16 protein-coding genes and 1 pseudogene are annotated in these 17104 nt (G+C 60.7%); 11 read left to right on the plus strand and 6 right to left on the minus strand.

Going from position 1 to position 17104, the window contains the following annotated elements:
- Positions 1–16: 16 nt before the first annotated feature.
- Entirely contained in the window at positions 17–2503 is a 2487-nt protein-coding gene (locus HDE72_RS12350) for an alkaline phosphatase D family protein (RefSeq protein WP_183741170.1), read from the minus strand.
- A gap of 157 nt (positions 2504–2660) precedes the next feature.
- Here HDE72_RS12350 and HDE72_RS12355 point away from each other — a divergent pair, with 157 nt between their 5' ends.
- The 8 genes from HDE72_RS12355 (at position 2661) to rng (ending at position 9739) form a co-directional block, all read left to right on the plus strand.
- The gene (locus HDE72_RS12355; RefSeq protein ID WP_183741172.1) at positions 2661–3386 is read left to right on the plus strand and encodes a YebC/PmpR family DNA-binding transcriptional regulator; all 726 of its coding nucleotides are present in this window, start codon (positions 2661–2663) and stop codon (positions 3384–3386) included.
- Positions 3387–3443: 57 nt separating this feature from the next.
- On the plus strand, positions 3444–4712 hold the full coding sequence (gene purD / locus HDE72_RS12360; RefSeq protein WP_183741174.1) for a phosphoribosylamine--glycine ligase: 1269 nt from the start codon (positions 3444–3446) through the stop codon (positions 4710–4712).
- A 143-nt stretch (positions 4713–4855) separates the two neighbouring features.
- Positions 4856–5770, plus strand: coding sequence for an oxygen-dependent coproporphyrinogen oxidase (gene hemF, locus HDE72_RS12365; RefSeq protein ID WP_183741176.1), 915 nt, complete (start codon positions 4856–4858; stop codon positions 5768–5770).
- Positions 5767–6438, plus strand: a complete 672-nt coding sequence (gene nadD, locus HDE72_RS12370) for a nicotinate (nicotinamide) nucleotide adenylyltransferase (protein ID WP_183741179.1) — start codon at positions 5767–5769, stop codon at positions 6436–6438. The genes hemF and nadD overlap by 4 nt, the downstream gene beginning before the upstream one ends.
- Complete coding sequence (rsfS, locus tag HDE72_RS12375; RefSeq protein ID WP_183741190.1) at positions 6439–7128, plus strand: ribosome silencing factor; 690 nt, start codon at positions 6439–6441, stop codon at positions 7126–7128.
- 6 nt (positions 7129–7134) lie between these two features.
- On the plus strand, positions 7135–7605 hold the full coding sequence (gene rlmH / locus HDE72_RS12380) for a 23S rRNA (pseudouridine(1915)-N(3))-methyltransferase RlmH (RefSeq protein ID WP_183675424.1): 471 nt from the start codon (positions 7135–7137) through the stop codon (positions 7603–7605).
- A 7-nt stretch (positions 7606–7612) separates the two neighbouring features.
- Complete coding sequence (locus HDE72_RS12385) at positions 7613–8233, plus strand: Maf family protein (RefSeq protein ID WP_183741192.1); 621 nt, start codon at positions 7613–7615, stop codon at positions 8231–8233.
- A gap of 42 nt (positions 8234–8275) precedes the next feature.
- Positions 8276–9739, plus strand: a complete 1464-nt coding sequence (gene rng, locus HDE72_RS12390; protein ID WP_183741194.1) for a ribonuclease G — start codon at positions 8276–8278, stop codon at positions 9737–9739.
- Positions 9740–9782: 43 nt separating this feature from the next.
- On the opposite strand, the gene HDE72_RS12395 is transcribed toward rng, so the two are convergent.
- Both HDE72_RS12395 and HDE72_RS12400 read right to left on the minus strand, forming a co-directional pair.
- Entirely contained in the window at positions 9783–10205 is a 423-nt protein-coding gene (locus HDE72_RS12395; RefSeq protein ID WP_183741338.1) for a DoxX family protein, read from the minus strand.
- A 59-nt stretch (positions 10206–10264) separates the two neighbouring features.
- The gene (locus HDE72_RS12400; RefSeq protein WP_183741203.1) at positions 10265–10963 is read right to left on the minus strand and encodes a pirin family protein; all 699 of its coding nucleotides are present in this window, start codon (positions 10961–10963) and stop codon (positions 10265–10267) included.
- 136 nt (positions 10964–11099) lie between these two features.
- On the opposite strand from HDE72_RS12400, the gene HDE72_RS12405 reads away from it, so the two are divergent.
- On the plus strand, positions 11100–12017 hold the full coding sequence (locus HDE72_RS12405; RefSeq protein WP_183741205.1) for a LysR substrate-binding domain-containing protein: 918 nt from the start codon (positions 11100–11102) through the stop codon (positions 12015–12017).
- A gap of 13 nt (positions 12018–12030) precedes the next feature.
- On the opposite strand, the gene HDE72_RS12410 is transcribed toward HDE72_RS12405, so the two are convergent.
- From HDE72_RS12410 to HDE72_RS12420, 3 genes are all read right to left on the minus strand, one after another.
- Positions 12031–12249 (minus strand): hypothetical protein, encoded by a 219-nt coding sequence (locus HDE72_RS12410; RefSeq protein ID WP_183741207.1) that lies wholly within the window; start codon positions 12247–12249, stop codon positions 12031–12033.
- Between the two features lie 274 nt (positions 12250–12523).
- On the minus strand, positions 12524–13063 hold the full coding sequence (locus HDE72_RS12415; RefSeq protein WP_183741209.1) for a hypothetical protein: 540 nt from the start codon (positions 13061–13063) through the stop codon (positions 12524–12526).
- Positions 13064–13138: 75 nt separating this feature from the next.
- Positions 13139–14164, minus strand: a complete 1026-nt coding sequence (locus HDE72_RS12420) for a LacI family DNA-binding transcriptional regulator (protein ID WP_183741211.1) — start codon at positions 14162–14164, stop codon at positions 13139–13141.
- A 208-nt stretch (positions 14165–14372) separates the two neighbouring features.
- Between HDE72_RS12420 and HDE72_RS12425 the strand changes: the two are divergent.
- Both HDE72_RS12425 and HDE72_RS12430 read left to right on the plus strand, forming a co-directional pair.
- Positions 14373–15602: pseudogene (locus tag HDE72_RS12425) on the plus strand (malic enzyme-like NAD(P)-binding protein); the annotation flags it as partial.
- 255 nt (positions 15603–15857) lie between these two features.
- Positions 15858–17072 carry an O-antigen ligase family protein gene (locus HDE72_RS12430; RefSeq protein ID WP_183741215.1) on the plus strand — a complete coding sequence of 405 codons (1215 nt, stop codon included), beginning with the start codon at positions 15858–15860 and terminating at the stop codon, positions 17070–17072.
- Positions 17073–17104: the final 32 nt, after the last annotated feature.

The raw sequence follows: 17104 nt of genomic DNA on the forward strand, positions 1-17104 counted from the left end.
AAAGGCAAAGGCGGTCTCATGACGAGATGACTACCGCCACCGTTCCCGCGCTCACCGTTGCCGTCGTCACCCGCGCAATCACCTCCGCCGGCGCCTTGCCAGCCACCAGCTTGTTAACCTGCTTGAACTGCGCCACCAGTTTGCCGGGTGTCAGGGTGACCACCGTGTAGCCCTGCGCATCCGTATTGACATGCTTGAGCCAGGGGTTGTTGCCCAGGCCGGACAGTTGCTGCGCCAGCCCCAGCAAGCTGGCATTGAAGTCAGTGCTTGCTCTCAAGCCCGGCAGCACGGCCACCACCGTGGCAGCCAGCTGCGCCTCGGGTACGCCCTTGGCGGCCAATGCCCCTTGCAGCTGCACCCGCACCTGTTCCAGCAAACTGTCCACGCTGGGCGCGGCCTTGCCCATGGTGTAGTCGAGCAGGTTGACATCGACATGCACGCTGCCAACGCCCGTCACGGGAATGTCCAGCGGATAACGCACCATGGCGCTGATCGCGCCCAGCTTGCCGGCGGCTGCGTTGAAATAGCTGAAGAAGGAATCCGAGCTGACGCCCGCCGTTACCAGGTCGACGATCACAGGTGTGCCACCGCCAGCTGCATCGAAATCGTCATTGACGGTGCCGGCAAAGAAGGAATGGATGTCCCCGGTAATGGCCACCACGTTGTCGATGGCGTTGTTTTTCAGATACGCCATCAAGGCCTTGCGCTCGCTGTTATAGCCATCCCACTGGTCGCAATTGAGCAGGAAGCGTGTAAAAAACGGCGCCATGCCCGCTTGCTGTCCTGTTTCCACCACAAAGCGCGAGGCCGCCTTGTTGGCCAGCACGTCGGGCTTGATGTAGCCAAAGGCGATCACTTGCGCGGCGGCTACCGGTGTAGCGCAATTGTAGGCCGCCACTGTGATGCCAGCCCGGGCCGGGTTCAGGCCGGCGCCCAGGGCAGCGGCATGTTGCGCATCGGCATTCCCGGCAGCGCCAGCGATCGCCTTGGCCGCTGCCTGCGCCAAACTCGCCGATGCGCCTGCCGTGGAAGCAGCAACGATGGCCGAAGCCAGGGGCACGCTATGGCCATCGCTTTGCAAGATATTGCTGATGGACTGGGCCAGTTTGGGCATCGCGTCCAGCGCCAGCAGGGTGGCGACCATCTCGCTGCCATTCAGGCCCATGCGCAGCAGGGACACTTCATTGCCCCACAGCTTCCAGGTGGCGGTCGATGCCTTCATCTTGCTTTTCCACCACGCGCGCTGGGTGGTGCCCAGCATGCCCACGGCCGCGAGCGGATCGGCTCCCGCCTTGCTGGCAGCGGCCATCTTTTGTGCTTCGATGCTGTCGAAGACAGGCTGCGATACCAGATAACGGCTGCCGATGCTGCCCAGCGGCTTGCCGGTGGCCGGGTTGATGGTGGCTTCGGGAATGATGTGGTCGGCACGGTACAGGCGCTCGTCCGTCATCACCAGCTGCATCAACTGGCCAAACTGGAAATCGCGGTAAATGCGGATATTCTGGAAACCGCTGGCGTCGGCGTCGAACATGATGTCGGCCGGCATGTATTCAAACCAGGCCTGGCTGGCGCCACGGCGGCGGTTGGGCTGGTGCAAATCGCTGCCATCAGCCGCCGTGATGCCTTCATAGGTCGATGCATCTTGCCAGGCGTCGTCCGTGAATTCATGGTCGTCCCAGATGGCGATGAAGGCAAAACGCTCATGCACGGCTTGCAAGCGTGTGTCGCTGCGGTATTTTTTATACAGATAACGGTAATCGGCCACGGTGGTGGCGTACTGGGCGCCCGACTGTCCATGCATGAAAGTGCCATCAGGAAACTTCAACTGATCGTGGCGACCTTCCACGGCGCCGCTCTGGAAGGCCTCACCCACGGTTTCATAGATGTAATCGCCCAGGTGGACGATGAAATCGAGCTGTTCATGCTCTGCGATATGCGCCAGCGCGCCCCAGTGGTTGACGCTCCAGTCCTGGCAAGTCAGGTAGGCAAACTGCAATTGCGCCACGTCTGCCGTGGCGGCGGGCGCCGTCTTGAAGCGGCCCACGTTCGAGCGCACGTCGCCGGCGATGAATTGGTAAAAATACACTTGACCTGCTTGCAAGCCCGTCACCTTGTGGCGCACGGTGTTGTCAAACTCGGCCTTCAAGGGCAGGCTGGCGTCGACGATGGGTCTGCCAGCCAGGGCTGTATTGCTGCCCAGCAGAGCCGTATTGTCGACAGCGACCACGATCAGGCGCACGGCCACCGGCACGCCACCAGGCAGGACGGCCCCGGCAGGATCAACGCTGGCCGGCACCACGCGCGTCCACAGCATGGCGCTGTCCGGGCGCGGGTCGCCGGACGCCACGCTTTGCGGGAAAGCCCAGTCGGCGCCCGCCGCCAGCGGCACGCCATCATCGCCCTGCATCAGGCTGGCGCAGCCGGCCAGGCCCGCCGTGGCCACCGAAACGGTAAGAAAACCGCTCAATGCGCCGCCGAATTTCAGGAATTGCCGCCTATCCATATGACTTGCCATGATACTCAGTTCCCAATGTGTACCGAAAGCGCGTCACTCTAGCAACAGAATGTGTCGGCTTGATGACCGCCCCATGCCGCTTTGAGAGGTGCTGATATGCTAAAATGTCGGCCACAATTGAACCCCCGTCTAAGGAAGATTCGACATGGCAGGACATAGCAAATGGGCCAACATCAAGCATAAAAAAGCTGCCACGGATGCCAAGCGCGGCAAAATATGGACGCGCCTGATCAAGGAAATCACGGTCGCGGCCCGCATGGGCGGCGCCGATATCGCAGCCAATCCGCGTTTGCGCCTGGCGGTGGACAAGGCGGCTGACGCCAACATGCCTAAAGACAACGTCCAGCGCGCGATCAACCGCGGCAGCGGCGGCGTCGATGGCGCCAACTATGAAGAAGTCCGCTACGAAGGCTACGGCGTGGGCGGCGCAGCCGTCATCGTCGAATGCATGACGGACAACCGCGTGCGCACGGTGGCCGAGGTACGCAATGCCTTCAACAAGAACGGCGGCAATATGGGCAACGAAGGCTCGGTCGCATTCATGTTCCAGCACTGCGGCCAGCTGCTGTTCGCACCGGGCACCGACGAAGACAAGCTGATGGAAGCGGCCCTGGAAGCGGGCGCCGAAGACGTCATCGCCGATGAAGAAGGCGGCTTCGAAGTGCTGACCCCCGTACACGATTTCGCCACCGTCAAGGAAGCGCTGGAAGCGGCCGGCTTCAAGGCTGAAGTGGCCGAAGTGATCATGAAACCGGCAACGGAAACCGTCTACACGGGCGACGACGCGATCAAGATGCAAAAGCTGATCGATGCGCTGGAATTGCTGGACGACGTGCAAGAGGTCTTTACCAACGCCCTGATCGAAAACTAAGCAATCATCCAAGGGCGGCGACGCTGCCCTGCAACCTACACTGAACGAAGCTTCCCTATGAAAATTCTGGTAGTCGGCTCTGGCGGCCGCGAACACGCACTGGCCTGGAAACTGGCCCAGTCCGAACGCATACAGATGGTGTATGTCGCTCCGGGCAATGGCGGCACCGCGCGCGATGCGCGCCTGGTCAATCTCGACATCAGCGACCCGCAATTGCTGGCCGACTTCGTTCAGAAGGAACACATCGGCCTGACCGTGGTCGGCCCTGAAGTACCGCTGGCCGCCGGCATCGTCAACCTGTTCCGCTCGCGCGGTCTGAAAATCTTTGGCCCGACCAAAGAGGCGGCGCAACTGGAATCGTCGAAAGACTTCGCCAAGGCCTTCATGCAGCGCCACGGCATTCCGACGGCTGCCTACCAGACGTTTTCCGACGTCGCGCCTGCGCACGCCTACGTCGACGCCATGGGTGCGCCCATCGTCATCAAGGCTGACGGCCTGGCCGCCGGCAAGGGCGTGGTGGTCGCCATGACCCTGGAAGAAGCGCATCAGGCAGTCGACATGATGCTCGCTGATAACCAGTTCGGCGACGCCGGCGCGCGCATCGTCATCGAAGAATTCCTGGCCGGCGAAGAAGCCAGCTTCATCGTCATGTGCGATGGCAAGAACATTCTGCCGCTGGCCACCAGCCAGGACCACAAACGCCTGAAAGACCATGACCTGGGCCCGAACACGGGCGGCATGGGCGCTTACTCGCCTGCCCCTATCGTCACGCCAGCCATGCATGCGCGCGTGATGCGCGAAATTATCGTTCCGACGATACAGGGCATGGCCAAGGATGGCATCACGTTTACGGGCTTCCTGTACGCCGGCCTGATGATCGACGACAAGGGCACGCCAAGAACGCTGGAATTCAACTGCCGCATGGGCGACCCGGAAACGCAACCGATCATGGCCCGTCTGAAAACAGACCTGGTCACCGTCATGGAACACGCCGTCAACGGCACCCTGGACGCGGTGGAACTGGAATGGGACCGCCGCACCGCCGTGGGCGTGGTGATGGCCGCCGCCGGCTACCCGGACGACCCTGTCAAGGGCGCGGCTATCGGCGACATCCCGGCTGAAACGCCAGACTCCGTCACCTTCCATGCGGGCACCCGTATCGTTGATGAACGCCTGGTGACCAATGGCGGGCGCGTGCTGTGCGTGGTCGGCCTGGGCGACAGCGTCAAGATGGCGCAAAAACAGGCCTATGAAACGGTGGAAAAAATCCATTTCGACGGCGCGCAATACCGCCGCGACATCGGCTGGCGCGGCTTGAAACATTAAGATGGCATGGAGCGCGTCGCAAGGCGCGCTCCCCACGGATTCTCCCTGTTTAGCCACAGCTCCCCAGCCCGGCCTATCACAAAAACCCGCAACAGGGTACAATCCGTCCTTACTTTTTCACTTCGGCCTCGTCGGCCCGTGCGATGTCGTCAACTCCCTCTCCTTCGGCAGTCAAAGCCTATCTGCTTGATTTGCAAAGCCGTATCGTGCAGGCGCTCGAAGCGCAGGATGGCAAGCCGTTTTTGACCGATAGCTGGCAGCGCCCCGAAGGCGGCGGCGGTATTTCGCGGCTGATTGAAGAAGGACATGTATTCGAGCGTGGCGGCGTGAATTTTTCGCACGTGACCGGCGCCGCATTGCCGCCATCGGCTGCTGCCGCGCGCCCGGAATTGAAAGACAAGCCATGGGAAGCGATGGGCGTGTCGCTGGTGCTGCATCCGCGTAATCCGTATGCGCCGACGGTGCACATGAATGTGCGTTTTTTCAGCACCGTAAATGCCAGCGATGAACCGGTATGGTGGTTTGGCGGCGGCATGGACCTGACTCCCTACTATGGCGATACGGACGACGTGAAGCATTTCCACCAGGTGTGCCACGATGCGCTGGCACCGTTTGGCGAGGAGCTGCATCCGAAGTTCAAGCAATGGTGCGATGAGTATTTCTACCTGAAGCACAGGCGCGAAGCGCGCGGCGCGGGTGGGATCTTCTTCGACGATTTCAACGCCGCCAGTTTCGAACAGAGCTTTGCTATGCTGCGCAGCGTGGGCGACGCTTTTGTGCCAGCCTACGTGCCGATCCTGGCGCGCCGCAAGGACACGCCGTATGGCGAGCGCGAACGCGATTTCCAGGCTTACCGGCGCGGCCGCTACGTGGAATTCAACCTGGTGTTCGACCGCGGCACATTGTTCGGCCTGCAGTCGGGCGGACGCACGGAAGCGATCCTGATGTCGATGCCGCCCATCGTCAAATGGCGCTATGATTGGCATCCGGAAGCAGGCAGTCCCGAAGCGGCGCTGTATACTGACTTCCTGGTGCATCGCGACTGGCTCAAGGCGTGACCGAAGTTAGCACGGCGTGTGTGGCGCTGCTGGGCGGCAGCTACGATCCGGTACATGATGGTCACGTTGCGCTGGGCGCCTATTTTGCCAGCCTGCTGCAAGCCGATATGCTGCGCGTGATACCGACCGGCGCACCCTGGCAAAAAGGCAGCCTGGGCGCCAGCGGCCAGCAACGCGCCGAGATGGCGGCCCTGGCCTTTGCCGGCTTGACGGTACCGGTCACGATAGATTGCCAGGAAATCGAGCGCAGCGAACAGGGCCTGGCGACCTACTCCATCGATACCTTGCGCCAGGTGCGGACCGAACTGGGGCCGCAGGTTTCCATCGTTTTCCTGATGGGCGCCGACCAGCTGCAGCGGCTCGCGACATGGCGCGAATGGCAGCAATTATTTGAATACGCTCATTTTTGCGTCGCGGCCCGCCCCGGCTTCGCGCTGAATGACACAGCAATGCCGCAGGTGGTCGCCGACGAATTTTCGCGCCGCCTGGGCACGCTGGAACGCATCCGCAACACGCCGCACGGTCTGACTTATCTGGCACAAGACTTCGCGGTGGATATCTCCGCCACCGAAATACGTGCGGCATTACACGGTGGGACGCGGGCGAACTCGCTTGTTTCCCCGCTAGTGCTAGACTATATTGAACAACATAATTTATACAAAAGCTAAATGGACATCAAAAAACTGCAAACTCTCGTCGTTGACGCCCTTGAAGACGTCAAAGGCCAGGACATCGCTGTCTTCGAAACGAGTCACCTGACCAGCCTGTTCGACCGCATCGCGATCGTCTCGGGTACTTCGAACCGTCAAACCAAGGCGCTGGCCGCCTCGGTGCGCGACAAGGTCAAGGAAGCCGGTGGCGACATCATCGGCATGGAAGGTGAAGACACCGGTGAATGGGTACTGGTTGACTTGGGCGACATGATCGTCCACATCATGCAAGCACCTATCCGCGCCTACTACCGCCTGGAAGAAATCTGGGGCGACACACCGATCAAGCTGGGCGCCGCCAAGCGTGCGCCGAAAAAAGCCGCCGGCGACGAGCCGAAGAAAGTCAGCGGCCATCTGGCAGCAAGCAAGGCCAAGGTCGAAGCATCGCCAGTGATCGAGAAAAAAACACCGGCCAAGAAAACCACGGCAGCGTCCGCCGCCAAGAAAGCGCCAGCCAAAAAAGCCGTCGCTTCCAAAGCTGTCGGCAAAACCGTGAAAGTCGCGCCAACCAAGACCGAGGCGGCTGCCGTCAAAGCCCTGAAAGCGCTGCCAGAGAAAAAAGTACGCGCCCCACGCGCGGCCAAACCGGCAGCGGATGCAGCACCGGCAAAAACCGTGATCAAGCGTATCAAAAAAGTCGAAGCGTAAGCCTCGATGCAGCTCATCATTGCTGCGGTTGGCCATAAAATGCCGGCCTGGATAGAGACGGGCTTCGCGGAATACGCGAAGCGCATGCCGCCGGAATTGCGCATCGTGCTGAAAGAAATCAAGCCCGTTGAGCGTTCCGGCAGCAAGACCGCCGCCACCGCGATGGCGCTGGAACGCGAACGCATCGAAGCCGTGCTGCCGAAAGGCGTGCGCATCATCGCCCTCGATGAACGCGGCAAGGACCTGACCAGCGTCGGCCTGTCGCAGCAATTGATGGCGTGGCAGCAGGATGGCCGTGACACGGCTTTCCTGATCGGCGGCGCCGATGGCCTCGATCCCGAACTGAAAGCGCGCGCCGAAGGCATGCTGCGTATTTCCAGCATGACCCTACCGCATGGCGTGGTGCGCGTGATCCTCGCCGAGCAGCTCTACCGCGCCTGGTCCATCACGCAAAACCATCCCTATCATCGCGTCTGAATTCCTCATGCAACTGGCCGACAAGAAGATCTATCTCGCCTCGAAAAGCCCGCGCCGGCGCGAACTGCTGCAACAGATCGGCATCGATTTTGAATTGCTGCTGCTGCGCAGCGACGGCCCGCGCGGCGCCGACGTCACCGAAGAAGTCTGGCCTGGCGAATCCGCACTCGACTACGTGGCGCGCGTCGCCAATGAAAAAGCCGCGTTTGCATTAACAGTGCTGGCCATGCGGCGCCTGCCGCCACGCCCCGTGCTGGCGGCCGACACCACCGTCACCATCGACGGCGAGATACTCGGCAAACCTGCCGACCGCGCCGAAGCGCAAGACATGCTGCGCAGGCTGTCGGGCCGCACGCACCAGGTGTTTACCTCGATCGCCGTGCACGCCGAAGGCATGGCCGAGCAGCGCACGCAGATTTCACAAGTGCGTTTTGCTGTGCTCACGCCCGCCTCGATTGCCGCCTATTGCGACACGCCCGAGCCCTATGACAAGGCTGGCGCCTACGGCATCCAGGGCAGCGCCGCGCTGTTCGTCGAGCATATTGAAGGCAGCCATTCCGGCATCATGGGCCTGCCCCTGTACGAGACGGCACAATTACTGCGACAAGCGGGTTTGCCCCTGCCCTGAACCCTGTATGATGTCATTCGTTCCATCTACTTCTGCGCCTACATGAACGAAGACATCCTGATCAATATCACTCCGCAAGAAACCCGCGTCGCCCTGATCCTGCAGGGCGCCGTGCAAGAGCTGCACATCGAGCGCACGCTCACGCGCGGCCTGGCCGGCAATGTGTACTCCGGCAAAGTGGTGCGGGTATTGCCCGGCATGCAATCGGCCTTTATCGATATCGGCCTGGAGCGCGCCGCCTTTCTGCACGTGGCCGACATCTGGGAAGCACGCGGCCACGACGGCCAGAACGCCACGCCGGCGCCGATTGAAAAGATTTTGTTCGATGGCCAGGTGCTGACGGTACAAGTGATCAAGGATCCCATCGGCACCAAGGGTGCCCGCCTGTCGACGCAGATTTCCATCGCCGGACGCATGCTGGTGTATCTGCCGCAAGACAAGCATATCGGCATCTCGCAGAAAATTGAAAAGGAAGCGGAGCGCGAACTGCTGCGCACGCGTTTGCAAAGCCTGCTGCCCGCCGATGAAAAAGGCGGCTACATCGTGCGCACGATGGCGGAAGACGCCTCCGACGCCGACCTGAAAGCCGACGTGGATTATCTGCGCAAGACCTGGAGCACCATCGTGCACGGCGCGCGCACGCGCCCGGCCACCAGCCTGCTGCACCAGGACTTGAACCTGGCGCAGCGCGTGCTGCGCGATTTCGTCGGCGATGAAACGGCCACCATCCAGGTCGATTCGCGCGAAAACTACGTAAAACTGCGCGAGTTCGCGGAAATCTACACCCCCAGCGAATTGACGCGCTTGCAGCACTACACGGGCGAGCGTCCGCTGTTCGACCTGTACGGCGTGGAAGAAGAAATCCTGCGCGCACTGGGCCGTCGCGTGGACCTCAAATCAGGCGGTTACCTGATCGTCGACCAGACCGAAGCGATGACCACCATCGACGTCAACACGGGCGGTTTTGTCGGCGGCCGCAACTTCGCCGACACCATCTTCAAGACCAACCTGGAAGCGGCGCACGCCATCGCGCGCCAGCTGCGCCTGCGCAACCTGGGCGGCATCATCATCCTCGACTTCATCGACATGGATAATGCCGAGCACAAGAATGCCGTGCTGGCCGAACTGAAACGCACCCTGTCGCGCGACCGCACCAAGGTCTCGGTCAGCAATTTCTCGCCATTGGGCCTGGTGGAAATGACGCGCAAGCGCACCCGCGAGTCGCTGGCCCACATCCTCTGCGAACCCTGCCCCGCCTGCGCCGGCAAGGGGCAAGTCAAGACTTCGCGCACCATCTGCTATGAAATCCTGCGCGAACTGCTGCGGGAAGCCAAGCAATTCAACCCCCGCGAATTCCGCATCCTCGCCTCGCAGGAAGTGGTCGACCTCTTCCTCGAAGAAGAATCACAACACCTGGCCATGCTGGGCGACTTCATCGGCAAGAAGATTTCACTACAGGTGGAGCGCGCCTACCATCAAGAGCAATACGACGTGATTTTGATGTAGAACATCTATCAAGCATACGCCGCATTGCAGCCCCTCCACGGACTCAGTTCGTGCGCAAGGCAGGCTTGTGCGCGCTGCTTTTCTGGGAGCGGGCATCGAGACTAAAAGCACCGGCGCCAAAGTAAGTGATCTGCAAGAGTCCGCCCGCCATCATCACATTCTTCAGGAAATGGATCATCTGGTTCTGGTCGGCAAAGTTATGGTGAAATACCAGCGCCGTCGCCAGGCTGAACAGCGCCATGATCAGCGAGGCCAGGCGGGCCTGGTAACCTGTCAATAGCAGCAGGCCACCGCCCACTTCCACCACTACGGCGGCGATATAGGCCAGGGATGCCGCCGGCAAGCCAGTGGAAGCGATATACGCTACCGTGCCGTCATGCGCGGCCAGCTTGCCCAGGCCACTCATCAGGAATGGCGCACCGATCAAGATGCGGCCCAGCAACGGCAAGTATTTTTGGTTTTCCATCATCAGCTCCTTAAGTGTAAAAAAATATCAAAATAAAAAATCAGTGGATAAAGTCAGCCTCAACCGGTTTCCACCATGACCAGTTCCGTATCTTCCAGTGCAAGAATGTCCATCGCGGCCAGTTGCGTGATGACCGCCCCGTCGAGTGGCTCCATGACCTCCCCTTCGACTTCGATGCGGCCGGACGCCACCACCAGATAAGCCTGCTGCGCTGCCTGCAAAGGCTGCTGCACCCTTTCGCCAGCCTTTAAGGTGGCGCACAGCAAACGGGCATCGGCCCGGATCGTCATGGCGCCCTTGTCTTGTGCGTAGCCACTGGCAAGCACGGCAAAGCGGCCCGAGCGGTCATTGAGGGGAAAAGCCCGGCTATCCCAGGCAGGCAAGCCCCCTGCTTCACGTGGCAACAACCAGATCTGGTATAGCCTCAGCGGCTCCTCCCCCTGATTGAACTCCGTGTGGCGGATGCCCGTGCCTGCGCTCATCACCTGCACATCGCCGGCGTGCAGCAAGCCTTCCGAGCCCAGGTTGTCGCGGTGGCTTAGCGTTCCCTGGCGTACATAGGTGACGATTTCCACGTCACGGTGGCCATGCAGGGGGAAGCCGGAACCTGGCGCAATCTCATCGTCATTCCAGACGATGAGCGGGCCCAACGGAACATGCCCCTGCGTCGCATCGGGACGCACCTGAAAGTGATAGCGGGCACGCAGCCAGGCCAGATCGGCTTTGTCCAGTGCGTCCCAGCGTCGATGAGAAATCATTTGCTCTCCTGCCTAGTCATAACGTTGCGATAGGAAGCATCTTAGGATCGCAACGATCGCTTGCATATCTCCTGATTTGCAAAGCATCGTTGCTCACAATAGAATGATGTCAATCTATTGGAAGAAGGTAGCGCGTGTGGACCACATTTCAGACCTCAACGATCTGCGACTTTTTGCGGAAGTCGTGACGCACGGCAGCTTTACGGCGGCGGCGCGCTCACTGGGCTTGCAAACGTCGAAACTGAGCCGCCGCGTGCGGGCGCTGGAAGAGGAACTGGGCGTGCGGCTGCTGAACCGCACCAGCCGCAGCCTGTCGCTGACGGAAACCGGGCGGCAGTTTCATCTGCACTGCCTGGCGCTGGTGGCCGAATCGAAGGCGGCCAGGGAAATCATCGATCAAACCCGCACCACGCCGCAAGGCACGGTGCGCATCAGTTGCCCGGTCGCCTTGCTGAGCTCAGGCGTGGCCGACATCATTTCGCGCTACGCGCTGGCCTACCCCGAGGTACAAGTGCTGGTCGATGCCAGCAACCGCCTGGTCGATGTGATCGAAGAGGGGCTCGATATTGCGCTGCGCGTCAGGATACCGCCGCTGGAAGATAGCGAGCTGGCAGTGCGCAAGCTGGGACTGTCGACCTTTATCCTGGTGGCCAGCCCGGCCTTGAGCGCACGCCATGGCGCCGTGGCATCGCTGGCGTCATTGCAGGACTGGCAGACCCTAAGCCTGGCCAGCAACCGTGAGCGCCATACCTGGAAACTATACGATGGCAACGGCCAGGCGTACTCGCTCGAGCATCGCCCGCGACTGGCGACCGATGATTTATCGAGCTTGCGGACGGCCGCGGTGCTGGGCGTCGGCGTGGCCATGCTGCCCAGGGAATTGGTCGACGACGCACTGCGCAGCGGCCAGCTGCAGCAATTGCTGCCTGAGCTGGCATCAAAAGCGGGGCTGGTGCACGCCGTGTTTCCCACCCGGCGCGGCATGGTGCCGGCCGTGCGCCAGTTGCTCGATGCACTCGCGGATGGCTACACAAAACTCAGCGCCAGCCGCTGAGTTGGATGGATGCTCAAGCGGCACGCCGCTCGCGGGCCAGCACGATGATGACGACCGTCACCGCGATGATGCCCAGCAGCGTATCGGCGCTCGCGCTGATATGCGCATAATCGATGCCAACCAGAACGAAGACCGCGTAAAACATGGCCATGTAAGCGAGGTAGATCAGCACGCCCGGCCATACGGCGGGCGGGACGCGTAACGAGGGAGCGATGTCGGTTTTGTGAGTCATGTCCAAGTTCTATGCCTTATAGGAAAAATTGTCCCGAGGATCGGGCAGGGGCGAGAATCTCCGCTCGAGCACAAACAAACCCATTAAGGTTTAAATTAAACCATTATGGTAGAAATTAAATGTAAAAGAGGCATGCAGACTGTAGTCAGAAACGATAGTCCGGAGTAGCAGGATGAGGAGAGAACGGCGGCGCTGCGGCTGGCGAAACAGCGCGGCATATCGGGGAAGATGGAAACTACCCGCTGACTTGGCGCCAGCGGGCTGAACAACAGACTTATTCGGCAGCCGGATCCAGGTAAAACACCGCATACACTTTCAAGGGCGTGGTTTCAGTGGCTTTTTCCGAGCGCACGACGGAACAGTCATCGGCGGCCAGGCTGCGCCAGTTTTGCACGCCGGCCTTGGCGAACATGGCGTGTGCGGGAGCGTTGGCGGCCAGGTCCAGCACCAGGCAGGCGTTGCGCGGGCCGGCGCCATAGTTGACGGAGCGAATTTCGATGCCGAAAGTGCTCATCCACGGTTCCCACAAGCCTTTTTCCTTGCCGGCTGCGATGCGGTCCAGCATGTCGCCGAAACTCAAGCCTTTCTTGACCGTGCTGCGCAAGGCGTCCAGCGATGGCGCCAGGCGGGGATCGGGCTGCTTGTTGCCGGCGCGGATTTCGGCAATCGCCTTCAATTCCTTGATGATGGCCGCATCGCGTTCCGTGTAGTCGCGCATGCGCGCGTAAAAATCGGCGTCGAGAAAGGGATTGACGGTCAGCTTGGCGACACCCTCTTCGCGGCGTTTGGTGGGAGGCGTTTTGGTTTTAGTCATGGCGATAGAGGGGCAAAATACGTTGAAGGCCGCAGTGTACCACCTTGCGATGGCGCTATCGCCGCAAAAACAGGCTCAGGCCCGCGGTGGCGCCGTCGATTCGCGCACCACCAGCTCAGGTTTCAAACGCACGTCCAGCACGGAAGACTCGGGCGATTCGATGGTTTGCAGTATCAAGCGGGCTGCCTCCGTGCCGATGCCGTGGTGGCGGATGCGGATGGTGCTGAGCGGCGGCCGTATCAGGTCCATATACGGCATGTCATTATGGCCCACCACGGAAATGTCTTCGGGGCAATTCAAGCCCAGTTCGCGGATGGCGTCGTAGCAGCCGATGGCCACCAGGTCGCTGCCGGCCACCACCGCCGTCGTTTGCGGCGACTGGCGCAGCAATTCCAGCAAGGCCGCCTTGCCGCATTCGCGCGAATAACCGCTGCTTTCAAACACGAAGGCCTGCGAGGGATCGAGTTCGCTGGCCTGGATGGCCGCCAGGAAACCGAGCCGGCGCACATGGCCGGTGGACAGGTTTTCCGGGCCGGCGATGTGCGCGATATGGCGGTGGCCCAGCGCCAGCAAATGTTCCACGGCCAGCCGCATGCCGACCAGGTCATCGCTGACGACGCAGGAAGCGACGCCCGTTTCATCGCTGCGGTTCACGGTGACCACCGGCACGTTCTGGTCGATGCACATCTTGATAACAGGGTCGTGGCGGCGCGCGGTGGCCAGGATCAGGCCATCGACTTGCTGCCCCAGCAGGCGGTTGATGACAAACAATTGTTCTTCTTCATCGGCACCCACGTTGGCGACGATCGCCAGATAGCCATGCTTGCGCAAGCCTTCTTCGATGCCCAGCAAGATGGGCGGAAAGACGGCATTGGTTATGTCGGGCAAGACCACGCCGATGATGCGCGACTTGCGCGTGACCAGGGTCGAGGCGGCCCGGTTCGGGCGGTAGCCCAGCCGGTTCGCTTCGGCCAGCACGCGCTTGGCCACTTCCACGCTGACCTTTTGCCGCGTTTCCGGATTCATCACGCGCGAGACGGTGGAAAAGTGCACGCCACTGGCCCGCGCTACATCGCTTAAGGTGGGGTTCTTGTTTGTCATGGGCTTCCCGAATCGCAATACGCTGATTTTATCGCAAAACATGGGGTTTTCGTAAAAAACCGAGCAAACGCTTGCATTGACCCACCCCCATAAGTGAAGAGCGTTTTTAATAAGCTTGTCATGAATAGGGGGTTGACAGCGTGCAAGCGCTTGCATAACATGGACCGGACTTACCACTCGGGCCGCGCAGGCCCATCCCAGAATTCTTATGTCTACCTCGCACAGCAAGCCCGACCACGAAACCTTCAACCTGAAAGAAGCCGCCCTCGCCTATCACGCTGAACCCCGCGCCGGCAAGATTTCCGTCACACCAACAAAACCGCTGGGCGACGCCCGCGCCCTGACCCTGGCCTATTCGCCAGGCGTGGCCTTTGCCTGCGAAGCGATCGTCGAAGATCCACGCAGCGCCGGCACCTATACTTCGCGCAGCAACCTGGTGGCCGTGATCACCAACGGCACGGCCGTGCTAGGCCTGGGCGATATCGGCCCGCTGGCCAGCAAACCGGTCATGGAAGGCAAGGCTTGCCTTTTCAAGCAATTCGCCGACGTCGATGTGTTCGACATCGAACTGGCTGAAAACGATCCCGACCTGTTCATCGATACCGTGGTGCGCATGGAGCCGACCTTCGGCGGCATCAACCTGGAAGACATCAAGGCGCCAGACTGCTTCTACATCGAGCAGCAATTGCGCAAGCGCATGAATATTCCTGTCTTCCACGACGACCAGCATGGCACCGCCATCATCGTCGCGGCCGGCATTCTGAACGGCCTGGAACTGGTCGGCAAGGATATCGGCAAGGTCAAGGTCGCCGTGTCCGGCGCCGGTGCGGCCTCGATCGCCTGCCTGGACCTGCTGGTCTCGCTGGGCCTGAACAAATCCCTGCTGAAAGTATGCGACAGCCAGGGCGTGATCTATCCAGGCCGCGATGCCAATATGGAAGAGAACAAGGCGCGCTACGCAAACGACACCAGCGACCGCGACCTGGCAGACGCCATGGTTGGCGCCGACATCTTCATCGGTGTTTCCAAAGGCGGCGTGGTCAGCACGCAGATGGTTGAATCGATGGCGGAACGTCCATTGATCTTCGCCCTGGCCAATCCGCACCCGGAAATCGCGCCAGAGAAAGTGCACGCCGTGCGCAGCGACGCCATCGTCGCCACCGGCCGCTCGGACTATCCGAACCAGATCAACAATGTGCTGTGCTTCCCTTACATCTTCCGTGGCGCGCTCGATGTGGGCGCCACCACCATCAACGAAGAAATGAAGCTCGCTTGCGTGCGCGCCATCGCTGCGCTGGCCAAGGAACCATTGCCGGGTCACACCACCAGCGCGCTGACGCCGCTGCAACTGATTCCATCGCCGTTCGACGAACGCCTGCGCAGCTGGGTTGCCCCAGCCGTATCGCAAGCGGCAATCGACACCGGCGTGGCGACACGCGCGCCAGCAAAGGCGTGATGCACCTGGCAGGCATGGCCCTGTCATGATGTTGTTTTAGCAAGTTACCATTGCTTACAAAAAACCATGGATGGGAATCCATGGTTTTTTGCCTTTCTAGGCCTGAGAATGCATGAAAAGTTATCAGGTGAAGAAGTTTTTGGAGGAATTTTTGCAGGTATCTTCGATTACAATGGCGCCTACTTTATGTTGCTACTGTTGCTACACAGGCAATGATGCGCGTTACCAAGGATATCCATGCTCGGTTTGACTTCTGTTTGTGTTTTCCTCTTTTCAGCCCTGGCCCTGACAATCAGCAGTGGTTATTCCTTCGGCGCCGTGGGCCTGCTACTGGCCAGCATCTATCTGTTATGGAAACGCCCCCGCCTGGATCTGCAGCGCCGCGACTATCTGCTGATCGCCACCCTGCTGCTGTATTTCAGCGTCTACGCAGCCAATATGCTGTATCACGGCGATCCGATGCGCGAATTCGACATGCCCGTGCGTGCCTTGCTGGCCGTCCCCGTCTTGCTGCTGCTGCTGGCCTACCCGCCACGCGCGGCCGCCTGGTGGTCTGGCGTCGCCGTCGGCGCCATTGCCGGCGCAGCACTGGGCTTGTGGCAACTCCTGATATTGCATGTGGACCGCCCAGACGGTTCTGCCAGCAACGCGATTCACTACGGCAATGTCAGCATTTTGCTGGGCATGCTTTCCCTGTGTGGCCTGGCCTGGGCACGCCAGCAACGCCATACACTGGCCTGGACGATGCTGCTGATCGCCGGCGGCATGGCGGGTGTCATCGGATCCATCGTCAGCGGTAGCCGCGGCGGTTGGCTGGTGCTGCCTGTCTGCGTCTGCCTGTTTGCCAGCCAATATATCAAGGGACGCCGCAAGCATTTGCTGCCCGCCATCCTGGCGGCCTTCATCGCCATCGCAGCCGTGGTGGCGTATGCCTTGCCAGAGTCCCTGGTGCGCGAACGGGTCGAAGTGGCGGTCGATGACGTGCAGAAATTCAATCAAACCGACAATGTCACGACGTCGATCGGACAAAGGATAGAAATGTGGCGCACGGCATTGATCCTGTCCCGAGAGCATATCTGGATAGGCCTGGGCCGCACCGGTTACCTGGCAGGCAAAAAGATACTGGCCGATGAAGGCAAGATGGACAGGGCCATCCTTGAACACACCAACGCCCACAACGATTACTTCGATGCCCTGGTCAAGCGCGGCCTGACCGGCCTGGCTACCCTGCTGGCCTTCTTCTTCCTGCCCCTGAGTCTGTTTGCGCGCGCCCTGCGCAACAGCAATAGCAACTCGCGCCCCTACGCCCTGGCAGGCGTGGTGCTGTACAGCTGTTATCCGATTTTCGGCTTGACGACCAGTTCGCTCACCTTGAATATCGGCATTATCATGCTGGTATTCCCGATGGTGATACTGTGGCCGCTGCTGCGCCAGCATGAACGCGCCGCTTGACTGCCCGGCACCTGACCGTTTTATCTCTTTCT

It is taken from the genome of Janthinobacterium saanense (assembly GCF_014200675.1).
Taxonomy (GTDB): Bacteria; Pseudomonadota; Gammaproteobacteria; order Burkholderiales; family Burkholderiaceae_D; genus Janthinobacterium.

Excerpts from the sequence above, each read along its gene's own strand:
- HDE72_RS12350 (WP_183741170.1), bottom strand. The coding sequence starts at position 2,503 with ATGGATAGGCGGCAATTCCTGAAATTCGGCGGCGCATTGAGCGGTTTT.
- HDE72_RS12355 (WP_183741172.1), top strand. The coding sequence starts at position 2,661 with ATGGCAGGACATAGCAAATGGGCCAACATCAAGCATAAAAAAGCTGCC.
- purD (WP_183741174.1), top strand. The coding sequence starts at position 3,444 with ATGAAAATTCTGGTAGTCGGCTCTGGCGGCCGCGAACACGCACTGGCC.
- hemF (WP_183741176.1), top strand. The coding sequence starts at position 4,856 with ATGTCGTCAACTCCCTCTCCTTCGGCAGTCAAAGCCTATCTGCTTGAT.
- rsfS (WP_183741190.1), top strand. The coding sequence starts at position 6,439 with ATGGACATCAAAAAACTGCAAACTCTCGTCGTTGACGCCCTTGAAGAC.
- rlmH (WP_183675424.1), top strand. The coding sequence starts at position 7,135 with ATGCAGCTCATCATTGCTGCGGTTGGCCATAAAATGCCGGCCTGGATA.
- HDE72_RS12385 (WP_183741192.1), top strand. The coding sequence starts at position 7,613 with ATGCAACTGGCCGACAAGAAGATCTATCTCGCCTCGAAAAGCCCGCGC.
- rng (WP_183741194.1), top strand. The coding sequence starts at position 8,276 with ATGAACGAAGACATCCTGATCAATATCACTCCGCAAGAAACCCGCGTC.
- HDE72_RS12395 (WP_183741338.1), bottom strand. The coding sequence starts at position 10,205 with ATGGAAAACCAAAAATACTTGCCGTTGCTGGGCCGCATCTTGATCGGT.
- HDE72_RS12400 (WP_183741203.1), bottom strand. The coding sequence starts at position 10,963 with ATGATTTCTCATCGACGCTGGGACGCACTGGACAAAGCCGATCTGGCC.
- HDE72_RS12410 (WP_183741207.1), bottom strand. The coding sequence starts at position 12,249 with ATGACTCACAAAACCGACATCGCTCCCTCGTTACGCGTCCCGCCCGCC.
- HDE72_RS12415 (WP_183741209.1), bottom strand. The coding sequence starts at position 13,063 with ATGACTAAAACCAAAACGCCTCCCACCAAACGCCGCGAAGAGGGTGTC.
- HDE72_RS12420 (WP_183741211.1), bottom strand. The coding sequence starts at position 14,164 with ATGACAAACAAGAACCCCACCTTAAGCGATGTAGCGCGGGCCAGTGGC.
- HDE72_RS12430 (WP_183741215.1), top strand. The coding sequence starts at position 15,858 with ATGCTCGGTTTGACTTCTGTTTGTGTTTTCCTCTTTTCAGCCCTGGCC.